This is a genomic window from Burkholderia sp. 28_3, assembly GCF_003253915.1.
Classification (GTDB): Bacteria; Pseudomonadota; Gammaproteobacteria; order Burkholderiales; family Burkholderiaceae; genus Burkholderia; species Burkholderia cenocepacia.
The window spans coordinates 744,922-761,550 of the sequence record NZ_QKZF01000001.1 but is presented as its reverse complement, the minus strand read 5'-3'; the positions used below and the strand labels follow the sequence as shown (position 1 = coordinate 761,550).

At 69.4% G+C, this 16,629-nt stretch carries 14 protein-coding genes; 7 read left to right on the top strand and 7 right to left on the bottom strand.

Going from position 1 to position 16,629, the window contains the following annotated elements; genetic code table 11:
• Positions 1–23 precede the first annotated feature (23 nt).
• Entirely contained in the window at positions 24–1,109 is a 1,086-nt protein-coding gene (locus DFS13_RS03600; RefSeq protein ID WP_034202405.1) for an LLM class flavin-dependent oxidoreductase, read from the bottom strand.
• A 226-nt stretch (positions 1,110–1,335) separates the two neighbouring features.
• Between DFS13_RS03600 and DFS13_RS03595 the strand changes: the two genes are divergently transcribed.
• Positions 1,336–2,691 carry an acyl-CoA dehydrogenase family protein gene (locus DFS13_RS03595; RefSeq protein ID WP_034202404.1) on the top strand — a complete coding sequence of 452 codons (1,356 nt, stop codon included), beginning with the start codon at positions 1,336–1,338 and terminating at the stop codon, positions 2,689–2,691.
• A 61-nt stretch (positions 2,692–2,752) separates the two neighbouring features.
• Here the strand turns inward: DFS13_RS03595 and DFS13_RS03590 are convergent, their stop codons facing one another.
• A complete protein-coding gene (locus tag DFS13_RS03590) occupies positions 2,753–3,727 on the bottom strand; it encodes a LysR family transcriptional regulator (protein ID WP_006482083.1) in 975 nt (324 codons plus the stop codon).
• Between the two features lie 17 nt (positions 3,728–3,744).
• Between DFS13_RS03590 and DFS13_RS03585 the strand changes: the two genes are divergently transcribed.
• Positions 3,745–4,311 (top strand): cysteine dioxygenase, encoded by a 567-nt coding sequence (locus tag DFS13_RS03585; RefSeq protein ID WP_111441366.1) that lies wholly within the window; start codon positions 3,745–3,747, stop codon positions 4,309–4,311.
• A gap of 105 nt (positions 4,312–4,416) precedes the next feature.
• Positions 4,417–6,042 carry a rhodanese-related sulfurtransferase gene (locus tag DFS13_RS03580; RefSeq protein ID WP_111441365.1) on the top strand — a complete coding sequence of 542 codons (1,626 nt, stop codon included), beginning with the start codon at positions 4,417–4,419 and terminating at the stop codon, positions 6,040–6,042.
• Positions 6,043–6,112: 70 nt separating this feature from the next.
• On the opposite strand, the gene DFS13_RS03575 is transcribed toward DFS13_RS03580, so the two are convergent.
• The gene (locus DFS13_RS03575; protein WP_034202402.1) at positions 6,113–7,258 is read right to left on the bottom strand and encodes a glycerophosphodiester phosphodiesterase; all 1,146 of its coding nucleotides are present in this window, start codon (positions 7,256–7,258) and stop codon (positions 6,113–6,115) included.
• A 370-nt stretch (positions 7,259–7,628) separates the two neighbouring features.
• Between DFS13_RS03575 and DFS13_RS03570 the strand changes: the two genes are divergently transcribed.
• Entirely contained in the window at positions 7,629–8,696 is a 1,068-nt protein-coding gene (locus DFS13_RS03570; RefSeq protein WP_006493278.1) for a phytoene/squalene synthase family protein, read from the top strand.
• A 479-nt stretch (positions 8,697–9,175) separates the two neighbouring features.
• Complete coding sequence (locus DFS13_RS03565) at positions 9,176–10,375, top strand: porin (RefSeq protein WP_006485807.1); 1,200 nt, start codon at positions 9,176–9,178, stop codon at positions 10,373–10,375.
• Positions 10,376–10,484: 109 nt separating this feature from the next.
• Here DFS13_RS03565 and DFS13_RS03560 read toward each other — a convergent pair whose 3' ends face one another.
• The 3 genes from DFS13_RS03560 to DFS13_RS03550 form a co-directional block, all read right to left on the bottom strand.
• Positions 10,485–10,904 carry a cupin domain-containing protein gene (locus DFS13_RS03560; protein WP_006485809.1) on the bottom strand — a complete coding sequence of 140 codons (420 nt, stop codon included), beginning with the start codon at positions 10,902–10,904 and terminating at the stop codon, positions 10,485–10,487.
• Positions 10,905–10,914: 10 nt separating this feature from the next.
• The gene (locus tag DFS13_RS03555; protein ID WP_006479143.1) at positions 10,915–11,352 is read right to left on the bottom strand and encodes a carboxymuconolactone decarboxylase family protein; all 438 of its coding nucleotides are present in this window, start codon (positions 11,350–11,352) and stop codon (positions 10,915–10,917) included.
• A gap of 96 nt (positions 11,353–11,448) precedes the next feature.
• The gene (locus tag DFS13_RS03550; RefSeq protein ID WP_006485811.1) at positions 11,449–12,933 is read right to left on the bottom strand and encodes a PLP-dependent aminotransferase family protein; all 1,485 of its coding nucleotides are present in this window, start codon (positions 12,931–12,933) and stop codon (positions 11,449–11,451) included.
• Positions 12,934–13,098: 165 nt separating this feature from the next.
• Between DFS13_RS03550 and DFS13_RS03545 the strand changes: the two genes are divergently transcribed.
• Entirely contained in the window at positions 13,099–14,013 is a 915-nt protein-coding gene (locus tag DFS13_RS03545; protein WP_034202401.1) for a LysR family transcriptional regulator, read from the top strand.
• Between the two features lie 122 nt (positions 14,014–14,135).
• Positions 14,136–14,885 (top strand): SDR family oxidoreductase, encoded by a 750-nt coding sequence (locus tag DFS13_RS03540; protein ID WP_006481722.1) that lies wholly within the window; start codon positions 14,136–14,138, stop codon positions 14,883–14,885.
• A gap of 65 nt (positions 14,886–14,950) precedes the next feature.
• Here DFS13_RS03540 and DFS13_RS03535 read toward each other — a convergent pair whose 3' ends face one another.
• Positions 14,951–16,588, bottom strand: coding sequence for a glycoside hydrolase family 32 protein (locus DFS13_RS03535; protein WP_034202400.1), 1,638 nt, complete (start codon positions 16,586–16,588; stop codon positions 14,951–14,953).
• Between the last annotated feature and the right edge of the window lie 41 nt (positions 16,589–16,629).

Here is a 16,629-nt window from a genome sequence, read left to right as displayed (position 1 = left end):
GATCGCGTAGGGCTCCGTTGGGCTCAGGCGGCGCGGCGTGCCGCGTCGCGTTCGGCGACGGCGTTGCGCACGCGCGGAATCAGTTCGCGGCCGTAGTCGATCGCGTCTTCCAGCGGGTCGAAACCGCGGATCAGGAAGGTCGTCACGCCGAGGTCGTAGTAGTCGAGCAGCGCGTCGGCGACCTGTTCGGGCGTGCCGACGAGCGCCGTCGAATTCGAGCGCGCGCCGGTGAGCTTCGCGATCTCGGTCCACAGCCGCTTGTCGACGCGCGAGCCGCGCTCGGCCGCGGCGAGCAGGCGGCGCGCGCCTTCGCTCTGCTGCGGGCCGCCGGCGCCGAGTCCCGCCGCTTCGCGCAGCCGGCGCGTTTCGTCGAGGATGCGGTGCGCGCGCGCCCACGCTTCGTCCTCGGTCGCCGCGAGGATCGGGCGGAACGACACGGAGAAGCGCACCTGGCGGCCGTGCTTCGCGGCTTCGGCGCGTACGCGGGTCGTCAGGTCGCGCACCTGGTCGAGCGATTCGCCCCACAGCGCATAGACGTCCGCGTGCTTGCCGGCCACCGCGAGCGCGGCTTCCGACGCGCCGCCGAAGTAGATCGGCACATGCGGCTGCTGGAACGGCTTCACTTCCGAAAAGCCCTGCTTGAACCGGTAGTGCGCGCCGTCGTGATCGAACGGCTGCGTGTCCGTCCAGATCCGCCGCAGGATGCCCAGGTATTCGTCGGTGCGCGCATAGCGTGCGTCGTGATCGAGGAAATCGCCGTCGCGCTGCTGTTCGCTGTCCGAGCCGCCGGAGATGAAGTGCACGGCGAGCCGGCCGCGGCTGAACTGGTCGAGCGTCGCGATCTGCCGCGCGGCGAGCGTCGGCGCGGTGAAGCCCGGGCGATGCGCGAGCATGAAGTGGATGCGCTCGGTCGCGGCCGCTGCAAACGCGATCGTCAGCGTCGCCGACGGGCCGGTCGAGTGATGCGGCACGAGGATCCGGTCGAAGCCGGCTGTTTCGTGGGCGCGGGCAAAGTCGCGCACATAGTCGGGATCGACCACGGGGCCGGACGCCGGGTGGATTTCCGACTGCTTCTGGCTCTGGATCATGCCGATGAATTCGACGCTCATCTGGGTCTCCGGTGCAGGGACGTCCCGGCGCACGGCCGGGCAGGAATGGAGCGCAGGTTAACGCCGGGATCATGCGGAATGGAAATAATCAATCCCGATTTGAATATCAGATTTGCATGGTTTGGGGCCGCATGCGTTGCGCATACGCTGTGGGCTCGCGAATGATCGGGCGCGCGTTGGCGCCGTTCTCGTCGCCGTGTCCGAACTACCCAGGGAATCCGTTTCGATGTCCGCCAGCCTTGCCGCTTCCTCGCCGCCACCGCAACCTGCGCTGCGCCTTCTGCCTGCCGGCACCGCCGACGTTGCGGACGCAGACGCCGACGGGACGAACGACGCGCGCCTCGCCGCGCGGCTCGAACACCTCGCCCCCGAACTCGCCGCCGATGCGGCCCGCAACGACGTCGACGGCCGGTTTCCGCACGAGAACCTCGCGCGGCTGCATCGTGCCGGGCTGATCGCGCAGGTCGTGCCGCGCGAGCACGGCGGCGCCGGGGCGACGCTGGCGCAGGCGAGCCGGATCGTCGCTGCCGTCGCGCGGGCCGATCCCGCCACCGCGCTGGTGCTGACGATGACGTACCTGCAGCATCGCGCGCTCGGCCGCGCCGACAACCGCTGGCCGGCGCAGGTGCGGCGCGCGGTGTTCGACAGCGCGGTCGCGCACGGTGCGCTGATCAATGCGCTGCGCGTGGAGCCGGCGCTCGGTTCGCCGTCGCGCGGCGGGCTGCCGGCGACCATCGCGCGCCGCGATGGCGACGGCTGGCGGCTCTCGGGTCACAAGCTGTACAGCACCGGCATTCCGGCGCTGCGCTGGCTGGCCGTGTGGGCGCGCACCGACGAGCCGACGCCGCGCGTCGGCGTGTTTCTCGTGCCGCGCGACCCTGACACCGACGGCGATCGCATCCGCGTGATCGAAAGCTGGAATCACCTCGGCCTGCGCGCGTCGGGCAGCCATGAAGTCGTGTTCGACGACGTGTCGCTGCCGGCCGATCATGCGGTCGACGTGCGTGCGCCGGACGCATGGGTCGTGTCGGCTGCCACGCACGCGGATGCCGACGCGCAGGCCGATCAGCAGGCGTGGATGGTCGCGCTGCTCGGCAGCCTGTACGACGCGGTGGCGCGTGCGTCGCGCGACTGGCTGGTCGAATTCGCGACGACGCGTGCGCCGAGCGGGCTTGGCGCGCCGCTCGCGACGCTGCCGCGCGTGCAGGAAGCGGTCGGCGAAATCGAGGGCTGGCTGCACACGAACCGGGTGCTGCTCGACGATCACATCGCGCGCACCGACGCCGGCAATGCGCCGTCGGTGACGACCAGCGGTCTCGTCAAGCGCACCGTGACCGAGCAGGCGATCCGCACGGTCGAGCAGGCGCTGAAGCTGTCGGGCAATCACGGGTTGAGCCGCGGCAATCCGCTCGAACGCCACTATCGCGACGTGCTGTGCAGCCGCGTGCATACGCCGCAGGACGATGCGATCGCGGTGGCGGCGGGGCGCGCGGCGCTCGACGCGGCGACGCCCGGCGCAACGAACGCGGCGGCGGGCGGAACGTCACGCGACGGGATCGAACGCGGCCGACGCGATGCGTGAACGGGGTCGGGTGGCCCCGCAGGTCATTCGGGCGGCGCGTTGCCGACGCCGCCCGGTGTGGTCACGCAGCCTTATCGTGCGTCTGCTCGGCGACCGCGAACGCGGTCCGCGCATGCGCGGCGACGGCCGCGAGCGGCGCGTCGAAGCGGGCCGCATCGTGCCGGCGCAGCAGCCACAGGTCGATCTGCGGCTTGAAATCGGCGAGCGGCACGATGTCGAGCGCGTCGCGCAGCGGGCTGCCTTCGACGAGCGGCAGCGGCATCAGCCCGAGGCCGAAGCCGTTCGCGACGCTCTGCAGTTGCAGGTCGCGGCCGTACGCATCGAGCGTGACCGGCATCGGCAGGCCCTGCGCGTCGAGCGCGCGCCGCAGGCCCGCACGAAAGCCGCAGCCGTCCGGATTGAGCACCCAGCCGCGCGCGTGGCAATCGGCGAGCCGGTAGCTGCGGCGCGGCCAGTCGCCCTTGCGGCCGACCGCGACGAGCCGTGTGGCCAGCAACCGAACGCCTTCGACCTGCGCCGGCAGCACCATCTCGCGCGCGAGGAAGACCAGCGCCGCCTCGAGTTCGCGGCGGGCGATGCGTTCGACGAGCTGGCCGCCCCATGCGGTCGTGACCTGCGTCGCGAGCGCGGGCCACTGCGCGCCGAGATCCGCGATGAGCGCCGGCAGCATCAGCTCGCCGAGCCCTTGCGTGAGCCCGATGCGGAATTCGCCGGCGGGCGGTTGCCCGCCGGCCGTCAGTTCGCGCAGCGCATCGACCTCGCGCAGGATCGCGCGACACTGGTCGAATACCTGCCGGCCGATGTCGGTCGGGCGTGGCGGTTTCGTGTTGCGGTCGAGCAGCGTCACGCCGAGCGCTTCCTCGAGATTCTGGACGCGCCGCGTGATCGCGGGCTGCGTCATCCCGAGCTCGGCTGCGGCCTGGCTCAGGGTCTGGCAGCGGACGACCGCTGCAAAAGCGTCGATATCGCTAATTTTCATGTTTGTTCTGCATGGTCTTTCGGGTGCATCATGACGATCCATCATATTCGGCATCATATTCGAGGAGACAGCCGATGAGTACGCTTTCGTTGCAACAGACGCCGCTGCGTCCGTTCGTCGAGGGTCTGGATGCGCTGCTCGCGTCCGGCGCGAACGAGGCGCGCATTCTCGACGAGGGCGGCGCGCTGCTCGCCGCGCTCGTCGAACACGACGACTGGTTGCCCGACGCGTTCGCGCAGCCCGATCCCGAGCGTTACCGGCAGTACCTGCTGCATCTCGACCCGGACGAGCGCTTCTCGGTCGTCAGCTTCGTGTGGGGGCCCGGCCAGGCGACGCCGATCCACGACCACACGGTGTGGGGGCTGATCGGGATGCTGCGTGGCGGCGAGTTCTCGCAGCCGTACCGGTTCGACGCGGCCGGCAAGCCGGTGCCCGCGGGCGACGCCGTGCGGCTGCAGCCGGGCGAGGTCGATGCCGTGTCGCCGCGCATCGGCGACGTGCATCGCGTGACCAACGCGTTCGCCGACCAGGTATCGATCAGCATCCACGTGTACGGCGCGAACATCGGCAAGGTCGAGCGCGCGGTGTACCTGGACGACGGGACCGTGAAGCCGTTCGTGTCGGGCTATTCGAGTGCCTGACGTACAGCCCGCTGGCGTGGCCCGTTGCGGGTGCGCGCCGGCAGGGCGAAGATCGAGCCGTTCCGCTTCATTCACCGACTTCAACGTATTCAACATAGAGACATCGTGACGCAATCCGCCGATTCCATTTCCCGCTTTCCCGTCGCGTCGTACCAGGACGTACGCGCACGCCTGCTGGCCCGTGACGAGATCGCGCTGATCGACGTACGCGAGGAAGATCCGTACGCGCAGGGCCATCCGTTGTGGGCCGCCAACTTTCCGTTGTCGAAGCTCGAACTCGACGCGTGGACCCGGATTCCGCGCCGCGACACGCCGATCGTCGTGTTCGGCGAAGCGGGCGGCGAGGATCTCGCACCGCGCGCGGCCGCCACGCTCGCGCGGCTCGGCTACACCGACGTGCGGCTGCTCGACGGCGGCCTCGCGGGCTGGGTCGCGGCGGGCGGCGAACTGTTCATCGACGTGAACGTGCCGAGCAAGTCGTTCGGCGAATGGGTCGAGGCCGAGCGCCATACGCCGTCGCTGTCCGCGCAGGAGGTGCAGGCGCTGCTCGACGCGAAAGCCGATGTGGTGATCGTCGATGCGCGGCGCTTCGACGAATACCAGACGATGAACATCCCGACGTCGACCAGCGTGCCGGGCGCGGAACTCGTGCTGCGCGTGCGGGCGCTCGCGCCGAATCCGCACACGCAGGTGATCGTCAACTGCGCGGGCCGCACGCGCAGCATCATCGGCACGCAGTCGCTCGTCAACGCGGGGCTGCCGAATCCGGTCGCCGCGCTGCGCAACGGCACGATCGGCTGGACGCTGGCCGGCCAGACGCTCGAGCGCGGCGCGGCGCGCCGCTTTCCGGACGAGATCGACGCGGCGCAGCGCGCCGATGCGCGTCGGGCCGCCCGCGCGGTGGCCGAGCGCGCCGGCGTGCCGCGTATCGCGCTGGCCGACGTCGCGGCGCTCGACGAACCGGGCTGCACGCTCTATCGCTTCGACGTGCGTACGCCGGAGGAATACGAAGCCGGCCATCTGCCGGGCTTCCTGAGCACGCCGGGCGGGCAGCTCGTGCAGGAGACCGACCATCATGCGGCCGTGCGCGGCGCGCGGATCGTGCTGGCCGACGACGACGGCGTGCGCGCGGACATGACGGCGTCGTGGCTCGCGCAGATGGGCTGGGACGTGCGCGTCGTCGAGCCGGCCGGCACCGCGGCATTCGCCGAGCGCGGCCAGCCGCCGCGCGACGTGCCGGCAACGCCGCCCGCGACCGACGTGTCGCCCGCGACGCTCGCCGGCTGGCTGAAGGAGGCCGCGCCGGGCGAGCTCGCGATCGTCGACGTGACGGCCAGCGCGAACTACGTGAAGCGTCATATTCCGGGCGCGTGGTTCGCGGTGCGCGCCCAGCTGCGCGACGCGCTGGCGGCGATTCCGCCCGCGAAGCGCTACGTGTTCACGTGCGGATCGAGCCTGCTGGCACGGTTCGCGGCGGACGATGCGCGCGCGCTGCTGCCGGAGTCGGCCGACATCCGCGTGCTGACCGGCGGCACGGCCGCGTGGATCGACGCCGGGCTGCCGCTGGAGAGCGGCGAGACCCGTCTCGCGTCGCCGCGCGTCGACCGCTACCGGCGCCCGTACGAAGGCACCGACAACGCGGCTGCCGCGATGCAGGCGTATCTCGACTGGGAATACGGACTCGTCGACCAGTTGAAGCGGGACGGCACGCACCACTTCAACGTGATCTGACCGACGCGAGGCGACCGGCTGCGGCGCGTCGCGCGCCGCGCCCGGTCACGATGCGGATCGGCGCTTCGTATCAGCGCGTGAACGTATCGACGGCCGTGCGGCCGACGGCCGGATCGTCGGTGAAGAAGCCGTCGATGCCGGCGCGCAGGTACGCCTGGATCTCGCGCACCGAGCCGGCCGTGTTGCGCGTGGACGGCGTGCCGCCGTCCTTCAGCGACGCGGGCAGGAAGTTGTTCTCCGGACGGAACGTGTACGGATGTACGACGAGGCCGGCCTCGTGCGCATAGCGCACGTACGGCGTCGGCTGCTGCAGCGTGCCGTCCGCGGCGACCGCGATGATCGACGTCTTGTACGGCCCGACGCCGTTCGCGTAGGTCGCGATCTCGCGCATGCCGTCGCGCGTCGACAGGTCGCCGTAGGTGCGCGTGTCGTTCGCCTTCACGAAGTCGTACGGGCGCTGCTGCGCTTCGTCCATCAGCTGCACGAGCTTCCAGTTCGGCTGGCTCGACTTGATCCGGTTGCGGATCGCCTTCAGGTTCGCGACTTCGAACGACTGGATGTAGACGGTCGCCGTGCGCGACGTGTACGCATCCTTCAGCAGCGCGTCGACGAGGCGGTCCTCGAGCGGCAGGCCGATCGACTGGAAGTAGGTCGGATGCTTGGTTTCCGGATACAGGTGGATCGTGCGGCCGGTCTGCGCGGACATCTGCTTCGCGAGCGCGACGATCTCGTCGAACGTCGGAATCTCGAACTGGTCGTTGTACGCGGTGTTGGCGGGGCGCACCTGCGGAATCCGCTCGCGCGCCCGCAGCGTCTTCAGCTCGGCGAGCGTGAAATCCTCGGTGAACCAGCCGGTCAACTGCGCGCCGTCGATCGTCTTGGTCGCCTTGCGGCTCGCGAACTGCGGCAGCGTCGAGACGTTCGTCGTGCCCGAAATCTCGTTCTCGTGGCGCGCGACCAGCACGCCGTCGCGGGTCGACACGAGGTCGGGCTCGATCACGTCCGCGCCGTCCTCGATCGCCTTGCGGTACGACGCCAGCGTGTGTTCGGGGCGCAGCGCGCTCGCGCCGCGATGGCCGACCACCTGGACCTTCGCGGAAATCGGCTGCGTGGGATCGCGCGTCAGGTCGTCGTCGCCGCCGCACGCGGCGAGCAGGAACGCGGCGGCGCAGGCGAACGGGACGTAGCGCAGGGAGGTCGGGCGCTTGAGGAGCATGTCGATGAACCTTCGAAACGGAGTCGGAAAAGAGGGCGCTCGCGCCGGTGGCCGGGCAGGGCGCCGGGCTACGCGGAATCGAACGGTGCGCGATCGTCGCACCGAATAATTACATATGTATTACTTCGACCTTTCCGTTCGTTTTTCGGCGGCGAGGCACGCGCCAGGCGGTTGATCCGGGGCTTGCCCGCCCCGCATTCCGGCCGCCTCGGGCTGCCCGCGCGCCGGATGCACTAAACTTGCGGGAATTTTGCATCGCCGCCGCGGGGCCGACGCCCGCCTGGCGCGACGATGCGGCGACTCGCGGGCCGGCGCGGGCGCCCGGCGCCCGTGTGCGTCCGGGCCCGCGCCGGCCGATTTTTTCCGACCCATGACGACCCATACCGATCCCGCCTATCTGCTCGGCGAGCTGCTGAAGAACGTTTCCCGCTCCTTCTACCTGACGCTGCGCGTGCTGCCCGACGGCATGCGCGACCCGGTCGGCCTCGCGTATCTGCTCGCGCGCGCGGCCGACACGATCGCCGACACGGCGCTCGTCGCGCCCGACCGCCGCGCGGCGCTGCTGACCGACCTGCGCGACGACATCGAGCGGCTCGGCGACGGCGTGGCGCTGTCGCGTTCGCTCGAGGACGTGACGCGGTTGCAGACCGATTCGCACGAGCACGTGCTGCTCGGCTCGATGGAGCCGATGCTCGCGCTGCTGCGCGCGCAACCGGAGGCCGATCGCGCGTCGATCCGCAAGGTCGTCGCGACGCTCACCGCGGGGATGGAATTCGACCTGCGCACGTTTCCGGACGAGCAGTCGGGGCAGGTCGCGTCGCTGCCGACCCGCGACGTGCTCGACCGCTACACGTATCTCGTCGCGGGCTGCGTCGGCGAGTTCTGGACCGACATGACGGGTGCGCACACGCGCGCCGCGCGCGGCTGGGATCTGCCGGACATGCGCGAGAAGGGCATTCGTTTCGGCAAGGCGCTGCAGATGACCAACATCCTGCGCGACTGCGCGAAGGACTTGCGCATCGGTCGCTGCTACCTGCCCGACGACGTGCTGCGCGCACACGGGCTCGTCGTGGCCGACCTGATGCAGCCAGAAGCATCGGAACGTGCGCGCGGCGTGCTGGTCGACCTGCTGCGCGTCGCACTCGACCAGTATCGCGACGCCTGCCTGTATACGCTCGCGATCCCGCGCCGCTTCGTGCGGCTGCGGCTCGCGTGCCTGTGGCCGATAATGATCGGCCTCGAAACGCTCGAACTGCTGGCCGGCCACGATGCGTGGCTCGACCCGGCGAAGCCGGCCAAGGTGCCGAGAAAGCGCATCTACCGGATCATGGCGGCGTCGCTTGCGCTGGCCGGTTCGAACACGGCGATCCGCGCGCGTCTGACCGCGCTCGCCGATGCGGTGTCCGCGCGGCTCGCGCGCCCCGCAGCGCAGCACTGAAGCGCGCCGGCGCGACAGGCGCCGGCATCGCTTCCGGCCCGCGTTCGCCGGGCCGTTCCCGTCCAGTCTCCGGCACGCCGACTAAAACGTTTTCATGATTTCGTGTCTCGAAATGTGGGTGTCACGAACGTCAGCGATCCTGCGCGGCGGCGTGAATCGCGGCGTCAGCTTCGATCGCGCATTTGTAAGATGATTTTTTGCCGAAGGCGTCTGACGACATTGGACGGCCGCGTTGCACCCGTAAAAATGTAAAGCTAGGGTTTTCACCGGGAAATGCCGGAAAGGCCCGCCGCACAAGCATTTCGAGGTGTTATGTAACCGTTTGGTGAACCCGCGCGTTGCGTCGATCATACGATGACCGACTGCTCGTATTGGGAAACAATTGGTAATCCGTCAGAATCGCGTCGGCATGTACTCGCACATGTGTCAGTCATAAAACCACACCAGAAAAGAAATCATTCTTTGAGGACGGAGAATCAATGAAAAAGCGCGTCGCTTTCGCCATGACGGCAGTGGGCCTTGCAGCCGCTACCGCCGCCCACGCCCAGAGCAGCGTGACCCTGTACGGTATCGTCGACAACGGTCTGGCATACCAGAACAACGCAGCCCCGACGACGGGCGCGACGACCGGCGGTCACTCGAAGGTGTCGATGTCCAGCGGCGTATGGGCAGGCAGCCGCTTCGGCCTGAAGGGCAGCGAAGATCTCGGTGGCGGCACGAAGGCGATCTTCCAGTTGGAAGCGGGCGTGAACTCCGCGACCGGTGCATCGCAATGGACGGGCGGTATCTTCACCCGCCAGGCATGGGTCGGTATGACGAACCAGGCGTACGGTACGCTGACGGCCGGCCGTCAGTACACGGCGTACTACACGCTGCTGTCGCCGTATAGCCCGACGACGTGGCTGACGGGCGCATACGGCGCGCACCCGGGCGATATCGATTCGCTGGATACCAGCTACCGCGCGAACAACTCGCTCGTCTACATGTCGCCGAAGTTCTACGGCTTCACGGTCGGCGGTTCGTACTCGTTCGGCGGCGTGCCGGGCAGCGTGAATCGCGGCTCGACGTGGAGCGCGGCGGTCCAGTACCTGAATGGCCCGGCAGGCATCGCGGTCGGCTACCAGAAGGTCAACAACTCGACGCTCGGCGGCGGCGCGTGGGGCGACAACTCGACGGTCACGAGCGGCGGCCAGCCGGCGGTGTCCGCGATCAACAACGGTTATCAGACGGCGCAGTCGCAGCAGCGCATCGGCGTGACGGCCGGCTACCAGTTCACGCCGGCGTGGGACGTGTCGGCGTCGTACACGAACGTCAAGTACACGCCGGGCATCGGCTCGGTGTTCCACAACAGTGCGATCTTCAACACGGCTGGCGCCGTGCTGCACTGGAAGGCAGCGGCTCAGTGGGACTTCGCAGTGGGCTACTCGTACACGGCGGCGACGCAGTCGAACGGCATCACGAGCGCGGCCAAGTACCATCAGGTCACGCTGTCGCAGTACTACAGCCTGTCGAAGCGCACGGGCCTGTACGCACTCGAGGCTTACCAGCACGCGTCCGGCAATACGCTGAGCAAGGCTGGCACCATCCAGGCAGCGACGACGCAAATCGGCGACGGCGTGGCGGCAGGTTCGAAGCAGAACCAGATCGCTGTCGGCGTCGGCATGATCCACCGCTTCTGATGTCGCGCGGCGCGCAAGCGCCGCTCACGGCATGCGGTATGAAAAAACCGGCCTTCGGGCCGGTTTTTCCGTTTACGTCGCGAGCCGATGCACGATGCGTCGTGTCGGATCACTGATCGATCGGCGACTTCAGCGGCTGATGCTCGCCCGTCAGCCCGAACACGACGAGCTGCGCGGGTTCGGTCGCGCTCGCGTTGCGCGACACCTGATGGCGCGAGCCGGGCGGCTCGTACCAGCCTTCGCCGGCGCGATAGCGGCGCAGCGGGCCGCCGTTCACCTGCGACAGCACTTCGCCTTTCGACACGACGGCGAACACCGAGCCGAGATGCTTGTGCGCGTCGGAGGCCTGGCCGGGCGCATAGTCGACGGTCGCGACGACGACGCGCTTGGCCGGCGCTTCGGGCACGGCCTGCTGCATGATCGCGTGCACGCTGTCGCCGGCGTCGTGCGCGTGGGCGCCGGCCGGCAGTGCCGCAGCGAGCGCGAGCCCGGCGTACAGCGCGACGCGAGGGTGCGGAGAGCGGATCATCGTCGGCTCCTTACTCGGGCATCTTGCGGAACGCGATCGCGAAGCGGTTCCACGAGTTGATCGTCGCGATCAGCATCGACAGGTCGAACAGTTCCTCGTCGGTGAAATGCGGCTTCACGGCTTCCCAGACGGCGTCGGGCACATGATTGCTGGCCACCAGCGTCAGCGCCTCGGTCCATTCCAGCGCCGCGCGTTCGCGCTCGGTGAAGAACGGCGTTTCGCGCCACGTGACGACGGTCGCGAGACGGCGATCGGTTTCGCCGCCCTTGCGCGCGTCGGTCGTGTGCATGTCGACGCAGAACGCGCAGCCGTTGATCTGCGACGCGCGCAGGCGGACGAGTTCGGCGAGCGGCTTCTCGATCGAGCTTTTCGCGAGGAATTCCTCGGCATTGCGCATCACCTTGATGGCATTCGGGCTGGCGGCATAGAAGTTCAGGCGCGGTTGCATGGCAGGTCCTTTTCGGTCGGGTTGCGCCAGGGTGGCGCGACAGGACCTACTTTAGGACGTGCACTGGCCTGCTTGAATAGCCAATTCCATCGAAATTCAGGTGACCAGTGGCGACCCGCCCGCGATACCGGCATCCAGCAGCGCGGCCAGCTTCGCGAGCGCCGTGTCGATGCGCAGCGCGTCGATTCCGCCATAGCCGAACAGCAGCCCGGGGCGCACCGGCACGCCCACGTGGAACGCGGAGATCCCGTACAGGCCGACGTCCTGCGCTCGCGCCGCGCGGACCAGCGCCGCTTCGTCGAGCCCCGGCTTCAGGTGCGCGGCGAGATGGATGCCGGCGGTCGGCACGATCGCGTCGAACCACGGCGCGAGCGCGCCGCGCAAGTGTGCGATCAGCATCTTGCGGCGCGCGTCGTAGTGCTTCTGCACGCGTTTCAGGTGCCGCGCGAAATCGCCTTCGTGCATGAAGCGGGCGAGCGCCGCCTGCGTGAGCGTGCAGGTGTGCCAGTCGACGATCTGCTTCGCCTTGGCCAGCGCGCCGCGCAGCGCGCGCGGCGGAATCGCGTAGCCGATCCGCAGCTCGGGAAAGATCGTCTTCGAGAAGGTGCCGACGTACGCGACGAGGCCCGTGCGGTCGAGGCTCTTCAGCGATTCGACCGGCCGGCCTTCGAAGCGGAATTCGCCGTCGTAGTCGTCCTCGATGATCACCGCGCGGCGGCGCTGCGCCCATTCGAGCAGCGCGACGCGGCGCTCGAGCGTCATCGGCATGCCGAGCGGGAACTGGTGCGACGGCGTCACGTAGACGAGCCGCGCGTCGTCGGGCAGCCGGTCCGTGACGAGGCCCTGCGCGTCGACCGGCACGCCGATCACCGTCGCGCCGAGCGACGCGAACGCGGCGCGCGCGGGCGGATAGCCGGGATCCTCGACCGCGACGACGTCGCCCGGCCGCACGACCACGCGCGCGAGCAGGTCGAGCGCCTGTTGCGCGCCTTGCGTGACGAGCACGTCGTCCCAGCTGCAGGCGACCGCGCGGCTGAAGGCGACGTAGCGCGCGATCGCACCGCGCAACTGCGGGTCGCCGGCCGGATCGTGATACTGGCCGGGGCCGCGCGCCTGCTGGCGCAGTGCGTGATGCAGGCAGCGCCGCCATGCGTCGAACGGGAACAGCGTCTTGTCGGTCACGCCGCCGCGAAAGTCGAAGCCGGGCGAGTCTTGCGGCGTGGGCATCGCGAGCGCGTCGGGCAGCGCGTTCCACAGCGCGCGCGCATCGACCGCGTCGATGCGCGGCACGTCGTCGACGATCGACGGCGCCGACATCGCGGCGGCGTGCGGCACGCGCGCCAGGCCGTCGGCGACGAACGTACCGTCGCCGGCGCGGGTATTCAGGAAGCCCTCGGCCACCAGTCGCTCGAACGCGTCGAGCGTCGTCTTGCGCGACACGCCGAGCTGTTTCGCGAGGTCGCGTGTCGACGGCAGCCGCGCGCCGCCTTCGAGACGCCCGTCGACGATCGCGGTGCGCAGTTGCCGGAAGATTTGCCCCGTCAGGTCGTGACGGCCTTCGATGCGGATCGCGATGTCCATCGCAGTGGTTACCTCGATTCGTGTAATTTCGCGTGGATCAGCATACCGGAAGTCCGGCGTGCTAGCGGCAGTTCGACGGCTCGCCGTCGCAGTCGCCCTCGCCGGATTGGACCGCCGCCCGTCGCTGCCTTACGATCGACGACACCGTCACCGTGGAGCGACCTCATGCTGTCCGAAGACGAACTGGCGCTGCTCGACGCGATCCGCGCCACCGGCAGCCTGTCGCGCGCCGCCGCGCGGCTCGGCAAGGCGCCGTCGACGGTGTCGCACGCGGCGCGCCAGCTCGAAACGCGCTTCGACGCGCTGCTGTTCGACCGGCGCGGCTACCGGCTGCAGCTCACGCCGGCCGGGCAATTGCTGGCCGACGAGGCCGCGCGGCTGGCGCTCGACGTCGCCCGGCTGACGCAGCGCGTGCGGCAGGTCGCGAGCGGCTGGGAGGACCGGCTGTGGATCGTCAGCGACGAGGTGCTGGAGTTCGATACGCTTCTGCCGGTCGTCCGCGCATTCGATGCGCTCGATTCCGGCGTGTCGCTGCGCTTCACGCACGAGGTGCTCGGCGGCACCTGGGAAGCGTTGCGCGACGGCCGCGCGGACCTGGTCGTCGGCGCGACCAACGAGCCGCCGGCGATTCCGGGCTTCAAGTGGTTCGAACTCGGCGCGATGGACTGGGTGTTCGCGGTGTCGCCGCGCCACCCGCTGGGGGCCGCGAGCGGGGTGCTGACGCGCGATGCGATCGGCGCGCACCGCGCGGTCGTCGTCGCCGATTCGTCGCGGCGGGCCGGTCGCGCGTATGGCCTGCTCGGCGGGCAGGCGGTGCTCGCGGTGCCGTCGATGCGCGCGAAGATCCTCGCGCAGCGCGATGCGCTCGGCGTCGGCTGGGTGCCGCGCCGGCGCGTCGCGTCGCTGCTCGCGCGCGGCGAACTGGTCGAGAAGCCGACGGCCGACCCGCGCGAGCCGAACCGGCTGTACGTCGCGTGGCACGGCGACCGCGATGGCCGCGCGCTGCAATGGTGGCTGGAGCAACTGCGCGAGCCGCGACTCGCGCAGCGGCTGCTCGACGGGATCGACGTGGTCGGCTGAGCACGCTCGGGCCAACATGTTCGACGTTTTCGAACATGTCCGTCGCGCCCGTCGTACGGCAACGCCGCGCGCCGCGCGCATCCTGTGTTCACGGTCAACTCACCGGTTCACAGGAGAACATCATGCAACGCTTCGAAGGAAAGACGGTCCTCGTCACGGGCGGCAACAGCGGCATCGGCCTGGCGGCCGCCAAGGGATTCGCGGCCGAAGGCGCGCGGGTCGTCATCACCGGGCGCGACGCCGAAACGCTGGAAGCCGCCCGTCAAACGCTCGGCGAAGGCGCGCTCGCGATTCGCAACGAAGCCGGCAGCGTCGCGTCGGCGCGCGCGCTGGCCGACGCGCTCGCCGCCGCCGGCGTGCGGCTCGACGCCGTATTCGTCAACGCGGGCGTCGCGAAGCTCGCGCCGTTCGCCGACAGCGACGAAGCGATGTGGGATCTCGTGTTCAACACCAACGTGAAGGGCGCGTATTTCCAGATCCAGTCGCTCGTGCCGCTGCTGAATCGCGGCGCATCGATCGTGATCAACGGCTCGATCAACGCGCATATCGGGATGCCCGGCTCATCGGTGTACGCGGCGAGCAAGGCGGCCGTCAATTCGTTCGCGAAGACGCTGTCGACGGAACTGCTGCCGCACGGCGTGCGCGTGAACGTGGTGAGCCCGGGGCCCGTGCAGACGCCGCTGTACGGCAAGCTCGGCCTCGATGCGGCGACGCTCGACGCGACGGCCGACAAGATCAAGGGCCTCGTGCCGATCGGCCGGTTCGGCACGCCGGACGAAATCGCGTCGACGGTGCTGCACCTGAGCGCGCCGGAATCCGCGTTCATCGTCGGCGCGGAGATCATCGCGTCGGGCGGGATGGGGTTGCTCTGACGGGCGACACGGGCGGGGGCCGTCACCGGCGTTGCGATGCCGGGCGATCGGCCCCGCACCCGTGGCTATCGGGCAGTGCAGGCGCCGCGCGTGTCGTCGCCGGTTTGCAACTGCGTCACCGTCAGCCCCGCGAACGTCGCGCGGCCTTGCTCGGCGAACACGGCCACGCGATCCGCATCGCGCGGCGGAAAGATCAGGTCCGTCAGTGCGACGCGGCCGCCGTTCGCGAATACTTCGACCGACCCGCGATCGACGACGATCTCGAGCCGCAGTTGCCCGCGTTCGAGCGGCAGATCGACGATGTGCTCGCGGCTGAACGTGCCGGCGAAATTCGCTTCGCCGGATCGCGCGCGGTCGAGCGTCAGCGTGCGCTTCGCGGTGTCGTACACGATCCGGGTGCCGATCGAACCATCGGCCGAGCGCCGGACGATCAGGCCCGCGCGTGCGGCACGCTGCGGCGAGATCGTCACCGTGATGCGCTGGACGACACCGCGTGTGGCGGCCGATAGCGGTCGGGTAGCGGAGTCGACCGTCAGGTCGCCTTCATGCACGGCCGGCCGGCCGTCGGCCCATGCGTCGAACGCGGCGGCGGGCGCGACGATGAGGGTCGGCTCGCCGTCGATCGCCTTCAGCGACAGTTCGCGCGGCAGCGTGGTTGCGCCACGCCATGGCGTGGTCGGTACCTTGGCCGCGTAATCCCAGTTGCTCATCCATGCGATCGCGACCGGCCGGGCGCCCGATGCGCCGGAGAACGTGCCGGCCGCATAGAAGTCGGCGCCATGGTCGACCCAGCGGAATTGCGCGGGATCGGAGCCCGCCGGCGCGACGCGGTCGGGCGTAAACGTGCGGCCGTCGAAATCGCCGACGAAATACATGGCGCCGGAACCGCCCGCGATCGACCACGGATTCACGTTGACGATCATCACCCACTTGATTCGCTTCGGATCGCCGTCGAGCGGCAGCGGTATGAGGTCCGGCATTTCCCACAGCGCGCCCGCATGCGGCACGTCCGGCAGCGTGAAGTCGCTCAGGAACGACCAGTGGATCAGGTCGTCGGAACGATAGAGCTTCACGACCTGCGCATCGGCGACGACCGTCGTCATCAGCCAGTAGCCGCCCGCCGCATACCACGACACTTTCGGGTCACGAAATTCCTTCGATTCGGGATCGAGCGTCAGCACCGGGTTGTGCGCATACGGCTGCCAGGTCGTGCCCTGATCGAGGCTGTACGCGAGCGACTGCGCCTGGATGCCGGGCGCGTGACCCGAGCCGGGCTTGTAGACGCTCGTGTAAAGCGCGACGAGCGGCGTGTGACCCGGCGTGCCGAGGCCGGTCGTGTTCAGGGTGTCGGCGACGATCGAGCCCGAGAAGATTTCCTCGGTGGCGCTCGCGCGCATCGCGACCGGCTGCTCGCGCCAGTGGACGAGATCGGTGCTGGTCGCGTGCCCCCACGACATGTTGCCCCAGTCGTTGCCGAGCGGGTTGTACTGATAGAACAGGTGATAGCGGCCGTTCTCGTAGACGAGCCCGTTCGGATCGTTCATCCAGTTGCGCTGCGGCGTGTAGTGGAGGGCGGGCCGCCATTGCGGCGTGCCGGTTTCGGGCGGCGCGTGGCACGGGGCGGCGACGACCTGCGTGCAGGCCAGGCAGGCGAACAGCAGGCGAACGAGCCGGACGGAACAGCGGAAAGACGTCGATTTCATGCGGGGCCGGGCGCTTCGTCGGGCGAAGCGGGTAAGGAGCG

Coding starts and splice junctions, on each gene's coding strand:
- DFS13_RS03590 (WP_006482083.1), bottom strand. CDS start 3,727: ATGATGCCGAATATGATGGATCGTCATGATGCACCCGAAAGACCATGC.
- DFS13_RS03555 (WP_006479143.1), bottom strand. CDS start 11,352: ATGCAACCGCGCCTGAACTTCTATGCCGCCAGCCCGAATGCCATCAAG.
- DFS13_RS03575 (WP_034202402.1), bottom strand. CDS start 7,258: ATGCTCCTCAAGCGCCCGACCTCCCTGCGCTACGTCCCGTTCGCCTGC.
- DFS13_RS03560 (WP_006485809.1), bottom strand. CDS start 10,904: ATGATCCGCTCTCCGCACCCTCGCGTCGCGCTGTACGCCGGGCTCGCG.
- DFS13_RS03570 (WP_006493278.1), top strand. CDS start 7,629: ATGACGACCCATACCGATCCCGCCTATCTGCTCGGCGAGCTGCTGAAG.
- DFS13_RS03565 (WP_006485807.1), top strand. CDS start 9,176: ATGAAAAAGCGCGTCGCTTTCGCCATGACGGCAGTGGGCCTTGCAGCC.
- DFS13_RS03595 (WP_034202404.1), top strand. CDS start 1,336: ATGTCCGCCAGCCTTGCCGCTTCCTCGCCGCCACCGCAACCTGCGCTG.
- DFS13_RS03600 (WP_034202405.1), bottom strand. CDS start 1,109: ATGAGCGTCGAATTCATCGGCATGATCCAGAGCCAGAAGCAGTCGGAA.
- DFS13_RS03540 (WP_006481722.1), top strand. CDS start 14,136: ATGCAACGCTTCGAAGGAAAGACGGTCCTCGTCACGGGCGGCAACAGC.
- DFS13_RS03545 (WP_034202401.1), top strand. CDS start 13,099: ATGCTGTCCGAAGACGAACTGGCGCTGCTCGACGCGATCCGCGCCACC.
- DFS13_RS03585 (WP_111441366.1), top strand. CDS start 3,745: ATGAGTACGCTTTCGTTGCAACAGACGCCGCTGCGTCCGTTCGTCGAG.
- DFS13_RS03535 (WP_034202400.1), bottom strand. CDS start 16,588: ATGAAATCGACGTCTTTCCGCTGTTCCGTCCGGCTCGTTCGCCTGCTG.
- DFS13_RS03550 (WP_006485811.1), bottom strand. CDS start 12,933: ATGGACATCGCGATCCGCATCGAAGGCCGTCACGACCTGACGGGGCAA.